At 55.5% G+C, this 13,143-nt stretch carries 12 protein-coding genes; 5 read left to right on the forward strand and 7 right to left on the reverse strand.

Annotation, left to right across the window (positions count from 1 at the left end):
• Positions 1-116 precede the first annotated feature (116 nt).
• Entirely contained in the window at positions 117-485 is a 369-nt protein-coding gene (locus DX909_RS15305; protein WP_128546070.1) for an HPF/RaiA family ribosome-associated protein, read from the forward strand.
• Positions 486-552: 67 nt separating this feature from the next.
• Here the strand turns inward: DX909_RS15305 and metK are convergent, their stop codons facing one another.
• From metK to DX909_RS15325, 4 genes are all read right to left on the reverse strand, one after another.
• Complete coding sequence (gene metK, locus DX909_RS15310; RefSeq protein ID WP_128546071.1) at positions 553-1,806, reverse strand: methionine adenosyltransferase; 1,254 nt, start codon at positions 1,804-1,806, stop codon at positions 553-555.
• A 77-nt stretch (positions 1,807-1,883) separates the two neighbouring features.
• A complete protein-coding gene (locus tag DX909_RS15315) occupies positions 1,884-3,041 on the reverse strand; it encodes a lycopene cyclase family protein (protein WP_128546072.1) in 1,158 nt (385 codons plus the stop codon).
• Between the two features lie 108 nt (positions 3,042-3,149).
• Positions 3,150-4,028, reverse strand: coding sequence for a lipoyl synthase (gene lipA / locus DX909_RS15320; protein ID WP_128546073.1), 879 nt, complete (start codon positions 4,026-4,028; stop codon positions 3,150-3,152).
• Positions 4,029-4,155: 127 nt separating this feature from the next.
• On the reverse strand, positions 4,156-4,899 hold the full coding sequence (locus tag DX909_RS15325; RefSeq protein ID WP_310589849.1) for a hypothetical protein: 744 nt from the start codon (positions 4,897-4,899) through the stop codon (positions 4,156-4,158).
• A 201-nt stretch (positions 4,900-5,100) separates the two neighbouring features.
• On the opposite strand from DX909_RS15325, the gene DX909_RS15330 reads away from it, so the two are divergent.
• Both DX909_RS15330 and DX909_RS15335 read left to right on the forward strand, forming a co-directional pair.
• On the forward strand, positions 5,101-5,532 hold the full coding sequence (locus DX909_RS15330; RefSeq protein ID WP_128546075.1) for an OsmC family protein: 432 nt from the start codon (positions 5,101-5,103) through the stop codon (positions 5,530-5,532).
• Positions 5,533-5,535: 3 nt separating this feature from the next.
• Positions 5,536-6,072 carry a 2'-5' RNA ligase family protein gene (locus DX909_RS15335; protein WP_128546076.1) on the forward strand — a complete coding sequence of 179 codons (537 nt, stop codon included), beginning with the start codon at positions 5,536-5,538 and terminating at the stop codon, positions 6,070-6,072.
• 6 nt (positions 6,073-6,078) lie between these two features.
• Here DX909_RS15335 and DX909_RS15340 read toward each other — a convergent pair whose 3' ends face one another.
• Positions 6,079-7,374 carry an aminotransferase class V-fold PLP-dependent enzyme gene (locus DX909_RS15340; RefSeq protein ID WP_128546077.1) on the reverse strand — a complete coding sequence of 432 codons (1,296 nt, stop codon included), beginning with the start codon at positions 7,372-7,374 and terminating at the stop codon, positions 6,079-6,081.
• 314 nt (positions 7,375-7,688) lie between these two features.
• On the opposite strand from DX909_RS15340, the gene DX909_RS15345 reads away from it, so the two are divergent.
• Positions 7,689-8,036: an energy transducer TonB gene (locus tag DX909_RS15345; protein ID WP_128546078.1), complete on the forward strand. Its 348-nt coding sequence runs from the start codon at positions 7,689-7,691 to the stop codon at positions 8,034-8,036.
• A gap of 78 nt (positions 8,037-8,114) precedes the next feature.
• On the opposite strand, the gene DX909_RS15350 is transcribed toward DX909_RS15345, so the two are convergent.
• On the reverse strand, positions 8,115-10,193 hold the full coding sequence (locus DX909_RS15350) for a carboxy terminal-processing peptidase (protein ID WP_128546079.1): 2,079 nt from the start codon (positions 10,191-10,193) through the stop codon (positions 8,115-8,117).
• Positions 10,194-10,305: 112 nt separating this feature from the next.
• Positions 10,306-11,052: a BamJ family beta-barrel-assembly machinery protein gene (gene bamJ, locus DX909_RS15355; RefSeq protein WP_128546080.1), complete on the reverse strand. Its 747-nt coding sequence runs from the start codon at positions 11,050-11,052 to the stop codon at positions 10,306-10,308.
• Between the two features lie 498 nt (positions 11,053-11,550).
• On the opposite strand from bamJ, the gene atpA reads away from it, so the two are divergent.
• Positions 11,551-13,128 carry a F0F1 ATP synthase subunit alpha gene (gene atpA / locus DX909_RS15360; RefSeq protein WP_128546081.1) on the forward strand — a complete coding sequence of 526 codons (1,578 nt, stop codon included), beginning with the start codon at positions 11,551-11,553 and terminating at the stop codon, positions 13,126-13,128.
• Positions 13,129-13,143: the final 15 nt, after the last annotated feature.

Raw genomic sequence — 13,143 nt, forward strand, 5'->3', positions numbered from 1 at the left:
ACTAAGTAAGTTGGTGGAGTTGGATATTTCTTCAAGGGCCTTGACACTGTCAAAAGCTTTTCCAACCTTAGTTAGTCCGTGGGTTCTATGTTTAACTTTAAAACCATGTGACACGTATGAGAATCCAAGTTCATTCCGTTCATTTTACGGCGGATCAGAAGTTGCTGGACTTTATTCAGAAGAAGCTCGACAAACTGCACACGTTCTACGACCGCATTACGAGCGCTGAGGTTTATCTGAGGTTGGAGGGAAACGACAGCAACAAGATTAAACAGAAGATTTTCGAGGTCAAACTGTTTTTACCCGGCGACTCGGTGTTCGTTCGTGAGCATGGCCGCACTTTCGAGGAAGCCGTAGACATGGTTATCGACACCATGAAAACCAAACTTACCAGACTGAAAGACAAACAACGCAATATATCGGTGCGGGAAATCAAGGAATCCCGTCAACTGGTCGAACTGGTGAATGAAGACACCGAACTTTGACCGAATCCGTATCAAACGAAAAAGCCGCCGGAATGGGCGGCTTTTTCGTTTCAGGGTCTGAACCGGCTTACAGGCCGAAGGCTTCCCTGATCCGGTCGACGTAATCGAGCTTCTCCCAGGTGAACAGTTCGACCTCCACTTCTTTGGCGGTGCCGTTATGGCCGAACACTTTCCGGACGACCTGGTTCTGCCGGCCCATGTGGCCGTAAGCCGCCGTTTCCGAGTAGATCGGGTTGCGCAGTTTCAGTCGCTGCTCGATGGCATACGGGCGCAGGTCGAAGAGTTCCTCGATTTTGCGGGCGATTTCACCGTCGGTCATGTCCACTTTGGCGGAACCGTAGGTATCGACGAACACCCCGCACGGTTTGGCGACCCCGATGGCGTAGGAAACCTGCACCAGCACCTGATCGCAGAGGCCGGCCGCCACCATGTTTTTGGCGATATGCCGGGTCGCGTAGGCAGCCGAACGGTCCACTTTCGAGGGGTCTTTGCCGGAGAAAGCGCCACCGCCGTGAGCGCCTTTCCCTCCGTAGGTATCGACGATGATCTTGCGGCCCGTCAGCCCCGTGTCGCCGTGTGGGCCGCCGATTACGAACTTGCCGGTCGGGTTGATGTAATAGGTAATATTATCGGTAAACAGCGCCTGAAGTTCGGGCTTGAGCTGAGCCTTCACGCGCGGAATCACGATGGTGATGACGTCTTCCCGAATCCGCTCCAGCATGAGAGCGTCGGAGCCGAAATCGTCGTGCTGGGTCGAAACCACGATGGTGTCGATCCGGACGGGCTTGTGATCGTCGCTGTATTCGATGGTCACCTGCGATTTGGCATCCGGGCGGAGGTAGGTCATCAGCCCTTCCTCGTGGTTGCGGATATAGGAGAGTTCCTGGAGGATTTTATGCGCCAGATCGAGCGGCAACGGCATGTAATTGTCGGTTTCGTTCGTCGCGTAGCCGAACATCATGCCCTGATCGCCGGCGCCCTGGTCTTCCGGGTTGGCCCGCTCCACGCCCTGGTTGATGTCCGCCGACTGCTCGTGAATAGCCGACAGAATCCCGCAGGAGTTGGCTTCGAACATATACTCGCTTTTGGTATATCCGATCCGGCGGATTACTTCCCGGGCGATTTTCTGAACGTCAAGATAGGTATTCGTCTTTACCTCGCCTGCCAGCACCACCTGACCGGTTGTTACCAGCGTTTCGCAGGCTACCTTGCTGGTAGGGTCATACGCTAAAAAGTGGTCGATCAACGCGTCGGAAATCTGATCCGCGACTTTGTCGGGGTGACCTTCAGAGACAGACTCCGAGGTAAATAGATACGCCATTGTTTCGTAGTTTTTGATAAAAGCAGCTGCAAATCTACGGGAATAAAACCATCCGGTCAAATGGCAACCCGTTGGTGTTACCCGGCAATTCGTTTACGGACAACGTCCAGGGCGCCGACCGTGAAGGCACCCAGCGGTACGGTCGACATGATTTTCAGGTCTTCGGCGAAGGTGGTGTCCTCGTCGAGAAAGCGGAAGATGCGGGAGGGCGGGTTCAGCCGGTACAGGCGGGTGAAAATGTCGTCGGCCGGATGCCGGCGGTTCTGAAGTACGTTGAGCAGAACGCTGTCCAGATAGCCTTTGAAGAATTTACGGAGCCGGGGCTGCCGGCGGTCCGGCGTACCGTCGGCGGCCAGATTCCGGACGATCTCCCTCAGATACCGCTGCGTCCGCTGAAAGGTATAGCCGGTCGAGGCTTTGGTATAACCGCCCGCCGTTCCGATCCGGACGATATGCTCCCCCGGCCGTTCGTTGACCGGCTCGTCCGACATGGGAATAATCCCGAATTCGGTTTCCTTGATGGTATAACCGCCCGTGTCCAGATACCGGTCGATGTACGTCCGAAGCGGCTTTTCGTACTGTTCGTCCGTCAGGAGTTTGTCGTTGAAGATGGTGTATTCCACGAGGGCCGTCCGTTCGTCGAAGGGCAGCACGTACAGAAACCGGCAATCTCCCTCCTGCTCGACCCGGAAGTCCATCATCCGGGGCCGGTTCTGATCGAAACACGGCTTTTCGGTCTGGATGACCCAGCCTTTGAAATGCTGCCAGAGGTTGTGATTCTGGGGTTCGTTCAGTTTGAGGGCGTGGGTGCTGTCGAACACATAATCGGCCATGTAGGGTTGATCGTCGGCAATGACGAAACCGCCCTGCGGAGTATCCTTGACGCGGTTGATGGTGGCCTGCCGGAACTCGATGTGGGAGAATTTGGCCAGGTGCTCCTTCGTGAAGGCGTAGAAATCGCTGCCCCGCAGCATCTTGTACTGATATTGCCCGATATCGAGCGGTCCGCCGAACTCCGGCCCATACAGTTCGACGGTATTCCATTTCCGAAAAACGATCGGCTCGAACGGCCCCTCCTCGGTCTCCCAGTAACACCAGGTCCGATCATTCCGGCTTTTCACTTCCTTGTCCAGAATCAGAATCGAACGGTCGCTTAGCGAAGACCGGCTGAGGTAATAGGCCAGACTTAATCCGGCCATTCCGCCCCCGGCGATAATAAAGTCGTATCGTTTCATGCAGGAAAAACAAAAGCCCGGGCGGTTGATCCGGGCTTTTGAAAGAGCACGGGTCAAAGCCCGTACCGGGCGTATTGTACACTCGTTGGAACGGAGCGGGGTCGGTCCTTACACGTTGACGTGCCGCTCGGCATGGTAGGACGAGCGCACCAGCGGGCCGGATTCGACATATTTCAGCCCTCGCTTCAAACCTTCTTCCCGATACAGGTCAAAGGTGTCGGGATGAATCCATTCAATCACCTCATGGTGCATTTTGGTCGGCTGGAGGTATTGGCCCAGCGTCAGGATGTCCAGGCCGTTTTCGACCAGGTCGTCCATGGCCCTGAACACTTCCTCCCGGGTTTCACCCAGCCCGAGCATAATCCCGGATTTGGTCCGCTGGCCGTATTCCTTCGTGCGCCGGATCTGCTCGAGGCTGCGTTCGTAGCGGGCCTGCGGGCGTACCCGCCGGTATAGCCGCTCGACGGTTTCCATATTGTGGGAAACCACTTCCTGACCGGCCGAGATCATCCGGATCAGAGCCTCCCAGTTTCCTTTCGTATCCGGGATCAGGGTTTCGATGGTGGTCGAGGGCGACACTTCCTTGACGGCCCGCACGGTCTGGTACCAGATTTCGGCGCCCCGGTCTTTCAGTTCATCCCGGTTCACGGAGGTGATCACGGCGTGTTTGACCTTCATCAGCAGGATGGCTTCGGCTACCCGCCGGGGCTCGTCGGTATCGTATTCGTTCGGGCGACCGGTCGCCACGGCGCAGAACGTACAGCTCCGGGTACAGACATTGCCCAGAATCATGAACGTGGCCGTTCCGGCCCCCCAGCATTCGCCCATATTCGGGCAGTTGCCGCTCTCGCAGATGGTATGCAGTTTATACGTATCGACCAGTTTCCGGACTTTGGCGTACTCCGGTCCGATCGGCAGTTTGACACGAAGCCAGTCAGGACGTTTCCTGCGTTGTGTTTCGGAGGGTATTACGGGAAGTTCAATCATGACAACCTCAATCCTGTTTTTCTACACAATGGATTTTCGGGGTGTAAAGTTCGCACGGCGGGCCGGATTTCCAACCGACCGGCCGGCGGCTGAAGCCGTTTGTCGTCAGGCGTTCACCCCGGAAGTCTTACCGCTTGTTACCAAAAAACAGGGTGATAAAGCCGGAAGTAAAGACGCTGCGGTTGTTGGCGTCGTTCATGATCACGACCTCTTTCGGGAAGACTTCGGCCAGAAACCCGATTTCCAGGCCCGTCATGTTGTTGCGGAAGGCGCTGAGTTCGAAGGCCACGGCCGCCTTGAAGTTCAGACCGGCCGTCAGCTTCGATTTGTCGAAACCCTGAAAGAAGCTTCCGGCTCCGACGATCATCTCCGGCTGAAGGGTCGGGCTGAAGGGAACCGTCTGCACCTGACCGGGACGCAGCTGATACTGAACGAAGTACGGCTTGATGATCCCGATGGAAGGGCCGATGGCCAGAATCCCGTTGATGGCGACGCCTTCATCGGCGGATCGGGTGAAGATGGAAATCTCCCGGCCGTACTGCGGCCGGATGACGAAGAGGTAGTTCTGCTTGTTATAGACGAATCGGGCGCCGGAATAGGGCGTCTGCGACTGGACTTCCTTCGGGTGCTTGACGTTCACCAGTTCGACGGCCAGGTAACGGAACTGCCGTTTGCCCCGGAACAGGCCGGGCAGAGCCTTCGAATGCCGGAATACAAAACCGCCCAATATACCGGAATTGGTATTGGTCGTCACCCCGTAGGTAGTTACGGAATTATACCGGTCTTCATCGGTATCGGTGGTCTGGGCCCACACGCTGCCCGCCGTCAGGATCAGGCCGGCGAAGGCGATTATACGTAATGTTGACAACACAGTCGGTCGAATAAACTTTTGTAAGGATAAAAATAACAGTTTACTTTGATACTACGAAATTATGTTTCGTAGCCACCACACGGCCCGGATCTTCTCTATTCGTAACGAAGTAACTCACTGATTCATTGGAAGGTTGTATAAAATCAACATAAATTCTACAATTTCTTAAATTAATCGAACGCCATTTTAGTATTCGGTCTCATGCCAACCGTTTTCACGACCTACCAGGGCGATCTCCGTACGGAAGCCACCCATCTCCAATCCGGTACCCGAATCATCACCGATGCCCCGACCGACAATACCGGAAAGGGCGAAGCCTTCTCCCCTACCGACCTGGTAGCCACTGCCCTGGGAAGCTGCATTGCCACCACGATGGGAATTGTGGCCCGGCGCGACGGGATCGAACTGCCGGAGAGTGAGATGACCATCACGAAGGTCATGTCGAAGGATGCGCCCCGGCGCATCGTCCGGATCGAGGTAGATATCACGATGCCCCCTTCCGAGGTATTTACGGAAGAATACCGGGCCAAAATGGAACATACCGCCCACACCTGCCCCGTGGCCCTGAGCCTGCACCCCGACATTGAACAGGCCATCCGGTTCGACTGGAAAACCGTCGGGGTAGGCAGTTAAGAAATGAAACTGTATTTCGTGGCTCTGCTGCCTGACGAAACCATCCGCAGTGAAGTAACGGCTTTCAAACAGACCGCCCTGGAACGCTTCGGGTCCGGCCACGCGCTTAAGTCTCCTCCGCACATTACGCTGGTGCCGCCCTTCCGAATGGAAGATCCGGCCTGGAACGGTGCTGAAACACTTCAGCAGGCGGTTTCGGGGCTGGTCCCTTTTCCGGTAACGCTCAGGAACTTCGATCACTTCGGGCAGCGGGTCATCTTCGTCGATGTAGTGATGGACGAGGCCCTGGCCGGTTGTCAGCGCCAGGTCGCCGACGGGTTTGCGCGGCTGGCCGGCATAGCCCCCGACTCCCGGCCTTTTCATGCCCATATGACGGTGGCTTTCAAAGACCTGCAACGCTCGGTTTTCCGGGACGCCTGGCAGCACTTCTCCGGAATTCCCTACGAACGGACGTTTCAGGCCGACGCGGTGACGCTCCTGCGGCACGACGGGAGCAGATGGATCATCGAGGCCGGGACCCCGCTTGGAAGCCCGGCCTGAGTTTCCTTAGCTTTTCTTCTGTTTTCCGGCCAGTTCGGTGATTGCCGCCACCAGGCGGTCGAGGTCTTTGGGCGTGGTATACACGTGGGGGGTTACCCGCACCCCGCTGATGGACCCGGTCACGATCGGCGTCGTATGGATTTTGTACGTGTTCAGCAACTGGCTTTCCAGGTCGCCCCCTTTCAGGCCGTCGATGGAAACCACGGCCAGGGCACCGGCGAACTCGGGTTTAAGCGAGGTATGAAGCTTCACACCCGAAACGTCCCTTACTTTTTCCGCCCAATAGTTCTTAAGGTAATGCAGCCGGGCAAACTTGCGGGCCGGCCCGATCGCCAGATGAAAATCGACGGCCGTGCCGATGGCCATTTCCGAGGCAAAAGAACGCGTTCCCAGCGACTCGAACTTCCGGATGTCGGGGCCGTCGGGTTCGTTATTGGAGAGCAGTGCCCAGATATTTTTGATTTTTTCCTTCCGGATGTACATCATGCCGCTGCCGAAGGGTGCGCAGAGCCACTTATGCAGGCTGGTTGCGTAGTAGTCGCAGCCGAGATCCGGCACTTTATAGTCGAGGTGGGCAAAGCTGTGAGCGCCGTCGCAGATCACCTCGATGCCCTGCTTCCGGGCGATGTCGGCTATCTTCCGTACCGGAATGATCTGGCCGGTCCAGTTGATAAGGTGGGTGACGTGAACCACGCGCGTACGGCCGGTGAAGGCACTGACGTATTTCCGCACCAGTTCTTCCTCATTTTCGGAGGGCAGGTTCAGGTCGAGCCAGACCAGTTTGATGCCGTCCCGTTTTTCGCGCTGTTTCCAGGCGTTCATCATATTGGGATAATCCTGCTTCGTCAGGACGACTTCATCGCCCGCTTTCAGGTCCAGGCCGAAAATGATGGTATTCAGCCCTTCGGTCGCGTTCCGGTTGATGGCGACCTCCTCCGGTGAGCATCCGGCCAGATCGGCGAGTTTAGCCCGAAGTGCTTCCCGGCCCTGATCCAGTATCCGCCACATATAATAGGAAGGCGCTTCATTGGAGTACTGGTAAAACCGGATGTGGGCGTCCTGTACGGTTTTAGGCTGGGGGCTCACCCCACCGTTATTAAGGTTGAGCAGGTTGGGAGAAACCGTAAAATCTGCCTTCACCCACGACCAGAAGTCCTCGTCCTGCGCAAGCTGCTGCGGAGACAGCGAAGTCCGGAGCCGGTTATACAGATCGAAAGAGGCCGGAGAGGAAAAATCGGGCAGGGCGAACGGCAGGGCGGCTGCCGCACTCAGCTGGCGAAAGAAGGTACGACGGTTCGGCATGGTTCAGGAGAAAAGCAGGTGTGGCTACAAGGTAATAAAAATTACAAATCGGACCGCAGAAGCCAAACAAAACATTATAAAACACAAGAAACGCCTATTATTATTCTGATTTATACCTCATTTCTTCCGGGTACGTAGTTCAAACGTATGGGCAGGTAAAACTACGCAAAATGCAAATCGGGTACTTGTGCGCTAAAACCGCCGGGCCGGCGTCTATACTTTTGTAACGTCGATTCCGACATATCCACACCATACTTTTTTAAAGAGTACGCTTTTGAATACCACCACACCATTCAAACCAACAACAAATAGTAATGAAGACGTTAATGATTTTCTGTACACTTTGTCTGACACTGGCTATGTCCCTGCGGGCGTCCAATCCTAAAAAGATTACGTTAAAACAAACCCTGGAGCAGCAGATTGCTTCGTACATCTCCTACCCGGAGGTGCTGCTCCAGGCCGAAAGCGAAGGCGTAGTCGTCATCCGGTTCCGTATCGACGCCAATAACCGCCTGACGGACCTGCAGGTGTATGACGGCGAAGACGGAAAACTGAATGCCACGCTGATCAAGCAGCTTAACGGCAAGAAGGTGTTCCTGACCGAACCGAATCATGTCGAAAAACAGGAGTACCAGGCCAGATTACACTTCCGGCTGAAATAATCAGCCTACCTTCCTCAGACCAGAAACGAAAACGGCCCCGGAGAAATCCGGGGCCGTTGGCATTCAGTGAAGAACCGATTACTGCGGGTTCTTCGTAAAGGCGATGTAATCGGCCAGGATCCGGCCTGCTTCATTCAGATACAGGTCTTTCTTTCCTTTGGTATCCTTATCGGAAGGCGGAATGGAGGAGTCGGTAGACGCCACCGGCTCGCCGGCCGCAGCGTTGATCGACTTCCGGCGTTTCTCGGCTTCGTCACGCTCCTTTTTCCGTTTGGTTTCCTGGAGCGATACCACCGTTTTCTCCTTGGCGCGTTTCAGTTCGGCGAAATCGGCCATCAGTTGCTTCAGGTCGGTATCCGTTTTCAGCCGCTGTTCGTATTTATCCCGGAGTTTCGACAGAACCTTGTCGTCCAGATTCTTGGTCATCTCGAACCGGGCGGAGGCAATCTGGTCCCAGGGCAGGGCGCTCGGCTGTGAGCTTTCCCCGAACTCCTCCGCACTGAAGGCAGACGGCAGTTCGATATCGGGCGTCACCCCTTTGTGCTGGGTGCTGCTGCCGTTGATGCGGTAGAACTTGGCGATGGTCATTTTCACCTGACCCACCTTCTCCGGCTCCTTGGTCAGCCACTGATTCAGGTCGACCATCGTCTGGACGGTTCCTTTTCCATAGGTCTGGCTGCCGATGATCAGTCCACGTTTGTAGTCCTGAATGGCGGCCGCAAAAATTTCCGAAGCGGAAGCACTGAACCGGTTGACCAGAACGGCCAGCGGGCCGTCGTAGTTCACCGACGGATCGGGGTCGGTCTGCACCTCGATGTCGCCCATGGCTTCTTTCACCTGAACCACCGGACCGCGGGAAATGAACAGACCCGTCAGGCTGATGGCTTCCGTCAGGGATCCACCGCCATTGTCCCGAAGGTCGATCACGACGCCGTCCACCTTCTCGGTTTTCAGTTCACCCAGGAACTTCTGTACGTCGCCGGTCGTGCTGGCGAAGCCTTCCTCCCGTTTGCGGGCGCCTTCGAAGTCCCGATAGAAGACCGGAATCGTGATAACACCGACCTTGTATTTCTTCTGATTCTGGGTGATTTCGATGACCTCCTTCTTGGCCCGGCCTTCCTCCAGTTTGATTTTCTCCCGCACCAGCTTGATTTCTTTCGGAGGAGCGCCGGCGATGGCGTCGTTCGGCACGATCTGCAAACGGACCGTCGTTCCTTTAGGACCTTTGATCAGTTTCACGGCATCATCGACCTGATAGCCGACGATACTCGTCATATGGCCGCTCTCGCCCTGGGCAACGCCGACGATTTTGTCGCCTTTGTTTAGCAGCTTGCTTTTGAAAACCGGCCCACCGGGAACGATGTCCGTTACTTTGATATAATCACCGTCTTCCCCCAGCAGGGCGCCGATCCCTTCCAGAGAGGCACTCATCTCCTGGTTGAAGCGGTCGGCCGAGCGGGGCGACATATAGTTCGTATGGGGGTCGAGGGCCTCGGCAAACGAGTTCATGTAAATCTGGAACACATCCTCGGCCTTGATGCGGTTCATGTAGCGGTCGAGGTTTTTATACCGCGACTTCATGCTGTTGACCACCGAAGAGTCGGCCTTTCCGGTCAGTTTCAGTTCCAGGGCCTGGTTTTTCAGAAGTTTCCGCCACAGGTCGTTCTGCTCCTCGACGGTTTTCGGCCAGCCGGCTTTTTCGCGGTCCGTGTTGAAGGTCTCATCGGCCGAGAAGTCGAACGGTTTGATAAAGTTCTCCTGGACGAACTTATTCCGCTCCTGGTAGCGCTTCCGGAACACGTTGTAGATGTCGTAAGCGGCCGCCAGTTCCCCGTTGATCAGCTGATCGTCAATATTCGTCCGGTATTTCTCAAACGAGTTGACGTCGGATGCGAGAAAATACGCCTTGTTATTGTCCAGCTCTTTCAGATAATTATCGAAGACGACGGACGAAAGCGAGTCGTTGAGCCTTACTTTCCGGTAGTGGTAAGTCGTCAGCAATTTGGCGACCAGGGCTTCTACCTTCTCCTGGGACACGCTCGGTTTCAGATCGTCTGCACTGGGGCCCGGCACCGGCACGGCCGACATCCCTGCTTGTGGTCCCGGCTGCAGGCTAAGCATCAGCACCGGAACTAACGTAATGAGGTACTTTCTCATATTCCCCTCGTTGTGATTAAGTATTGAGTTGTCGAGTCGGAGAATGATTGAATGATGCGTTGCCACTTGTCGCGTCGGGAAGTAGCCCTTATTCATTCAACCATTCAATCAATCATTTATTCTTTACTATTTCAATTAACTCGATATCGAAAACAAGTGTTGAGTTGGGTCCGATCTGGGGGCCCGCACCCCGCTCTCCGTAGGCCAGGGCGGCCGGAATAAACAGCTTCCACTTGGAACCGACGGTCATGAGCTGCAGGGCTTCGCTCCAGCCCTGAATGACCTGATTGACCGGAATCTCCAGCGGTTGTCCCCGCTCCACGGAACTGTCGAAAACCGTGCCGTCGATCAGGCGCCCGGTATAATGGGCCTTAACGGTATCGCCGGCGGCCGGCTTCGGCCCGGTACCGGCCTTGACGACTTCATACTGTAACCCGCTTGCCGTGGTGACGATACCCGGTTTTTTCCGGTTTTCGGTCAGAAACTGTTCGCCTACTTTTCGGTTGGACTCCGCCTTAACGGTCCGCTCCCGCTGAAAGAAGGCTCCGATGATCTGATTGGCTTCCTCGGGCGAAATCTGCGTCTGCTGATCCTTCATGGCCGCCTGCAGGCCTTTCATCAACGCACTGATATTGGCATTGGAAAGGTTCTGCTGCTTCAGGCCAAGCCCAACGTTCACACCGATGCTGTAACTGACTGAGTCAACGGAGTTGGTCAACGGTACCGTGGAAGCCGCCGAAGCGGTGGCCGGAGCCTTGGATTGAGGCTTTGCAGCCGGTTTCTTCGTCTGAGCCACTACCTGACCCGTTGCAAAAACAGCCGACAATACGCCGGCTACAGTCCACTGTTTAATCGTCATGTGAAAGATACTAAAAAGAAAACGAAAACTGTCTTAAGGTGAAAACGTAAAGTTGTGAGTCAAAAGTTTGGCAAAAGCAGGATTTTGTGGAACAAATTATTGATGGAAGGTGAGGAACGAAAGTCAGCGGTGGTTTCTTCCGGACGAAAACCGGTAATTTCCATGAAACCCGTACCGGGCAGACGATGCGTCAACTCCCTAAATTAGGAATCAGCCTTCAGTAACTCAAAACCGAAGGACTTAATTTTTGTTAAAATTTTCAGGACAAATGATTTCCTGCGCACCACAGCCCCGTGATGTGCCGAAACGGAGACGGGAACCGGGGACCGGACCGCTCCGGACATGAAAAATCCGACGTCTGCCCGCCGGATTCACCGTTTTCTTAGAAAAGTATAAATTACTTGGAGGATTTTCGCGCTAACCGCTGTTTTAGTGAAATTTATAACGTAACTTTGCACCCGAATTCTCAGATCCATCATAAACGATCCTTCCACTTATATGGTATCAGTTAGACCCGACGAGGTTTCGGCCATTCTCCGGGAACAACTCTCGAACGCCAGAACCGAAGCCGAACTCGAAGAAGTCGGTACGGTTCTTCAAATCGGTGACGGTGTTGCCCGAATTTACGGTCTGTCGAAAGTCCAGGCCGGTGAGCTGCTGGTGTTCGACAACGGCCTGCAGGCTCTGGCCCTGAACCTTGAAGAAGATAACGTCGGAGCCGTATTGCTCGGTGACTACAGTGAAGTCAAAGAAGGCGATACGGTAAAGCGTACGAACCAGATTGCTTATGTCAACGTCGGCGAAGGAATCCTTGGCCGGGTTGTCAACACGCTCGGTCAGCCCATCGACGGCGCCGGCCCCATTACCGGGGAAACCTTCCCGATGCCGCTGGAACGCAAGGCGCCGGGGGTTATTTTCCGGCAGCCGGTGAACGAACCGCTGCAGACCGGTATCAAATCCATCGACGCCATGATCCCCATCGGACGGGGCCAGCGCGAACTGATCATCGGTGACCGCCAGACCGGTAAGACGGCCGTGGCGATCGATACGATCATCAACCAGAAAGAATTTTACGAAAAAGGTCAGCCCGTATACTGTATCTACGTCGCCTGCGGCCAGAAAGCCTCGACCATCAAGCAGGTGGAAGCCACGCTGCGCCGGGCCGGTGCCATGGACTACACGGTGATCGTAGCCGCTCCGGCCGCCGATCCCTCGCCGATGCAGTTCTTTGCTCCGTTTACGGGCGCGGCCATCGGTGAATATTTCCGGGATACCGGACGCCCGGCCCTGGTGGTTTACGATGACCTCTCGAAGCAAGCCGTAGCCTACCGCGAAGTGTCCCTGCTGCTGCGCCGTCCTCCCGGACGCGAAGCGTACCCGGGTGACGTCTTCTACCTGCACAGCCGTCTGCTGGAGCGGGCCGCGAAGATCATCAATAACGATACCATTGCCGCCAACATGAACGACCTGCCGCCGGCCCTGAAAGGCAAGGTAAAAGGAGGTGGTTCACTGACGGCACTGCCGATCATCGAAACCCAGGCCGGAGACGTTTCCGCCTATATTCCGACCAACGTGATTTCCATCACCGATGGTCAGATCTTCCTGGAGTCGAACCTGTTCAACGCCGGTATCCGTCCGGCCATCAACGTCGGGATCTCGGTATCCCGCGTGGGCGGTAACGCCCAGATCAAGTCGATGAAGAAAGTGGCCGGTACGCTGAAGCTCGATCAGGCCCAGTTCCGTGAGCTGGAAGCCTTCGCCAAGTTCGGTTCCGACCTCGACGCTTCGACCAAACTGACCATCGACCGGGGCCGCCGGAACCAGGAGATCCTGAAGCAGCCGCAGTATTCACCGGTTGCCGTCGAGCAACAGGTAGCCATCATCCTGGCTTCGACGAACGGCTTCATGGATGCCGTTCCCGTCCAGAAGGTGAAGGACTATGAGAACGAGTTTGCCATGCTGATGGAATCGCAGCACCGCGACACGCTCGATCAGCTCCGGGCCGGTAAACTGGACGACACCATCATCGGTGTCATTAAGAAAGTCGCCACCGACCTGGCCTCCCGTTACGCATAAAGTCAAGGAGTTTAG

This window comes from Larkinella soli (assembly GCF_003703975.1).
Lineage (GTDB): Bacteria > Bacteroidota > Bacteroidia > Cytophagales > Spirosomataceae > Larkinella > Larkinella soli.

Bases quoted from the DNA above. Each gene is read 5' to 3' on its own strand.
- DX909_RS15315 (WP_128546072.1), bottom strand. From the start codon at position 3,041: ATGAAACGATACGACTTTATTATCGCCGGGGGCGGAATGGCCGGATTA.
- lipA (WP_128546073.1), bottom strand. From the start codon at position 4,028: ATGATTGAACTTCCCGTAATACCCTCCGAAACACAACGCAGGAAACGT.
- DX909_RS15335 (WP_128546076.1), top strand. From the start codon at position 5,536: ATGAAACTGTATTTCGTGGCTCTGCTGCCTGACGAAACCATCCGCAGT.
- DX909_RS15305 (WP_128546070.1), top strand. From the start codon at position 117: ATGAGAATCCAAGTTCATTCCGTTCATTTTACGGCGGATCAGAAGTTG.
- metK (WP_128546071.1), bottom strand. From the start codon at position 1,806: ATGGCGTATCTATTTACCTCGGAGTCTGTCTCTGAAGGTCACCCCGAC.
- DX909_RS15330 (WP_128546075.1), top strand. From the start codon at position 5,101: ATGCCAACCGTTTTCACGACCTACCAGGGCGATCTCCGTACGGAAGCC.
- DX909_RS15350 (WP_128546079.1), bottom strand. From the start codon at position 10,193: ATGAGAAAGTACCTCATTACGTTAGTTCCGGTGCTGATGCTTAGCCTG.
- atpA (WP_128546081.1), top strand. From the start codon at position 11,551: ATGGTATCAGTTAGACCCGACGAGGTTTCGGCCATTCTCCGGGAACAA.
- DX909_RS15345 (WP_128546078.1), top strand. From the start codon at position 7,689: ATGAAGACGTTAATGATTTTCTGTACACTTTGTCTGACACTGGCTATG.
- DX909_RS15340 (WP_128546077.1), bottom strand. From the start codon at position 7,374: ATGCCGAACCGTCGTACCTTCTTTCGCCAGCTGAGTGCGGCAGCCGCC.
- bamJ (WP_128546080.1), bottom strand. From the start codon at position 11,052: ATGACGATTAAACAGTGGACTGTAGCCGGCGTATTGTCGGCTGTTTTT.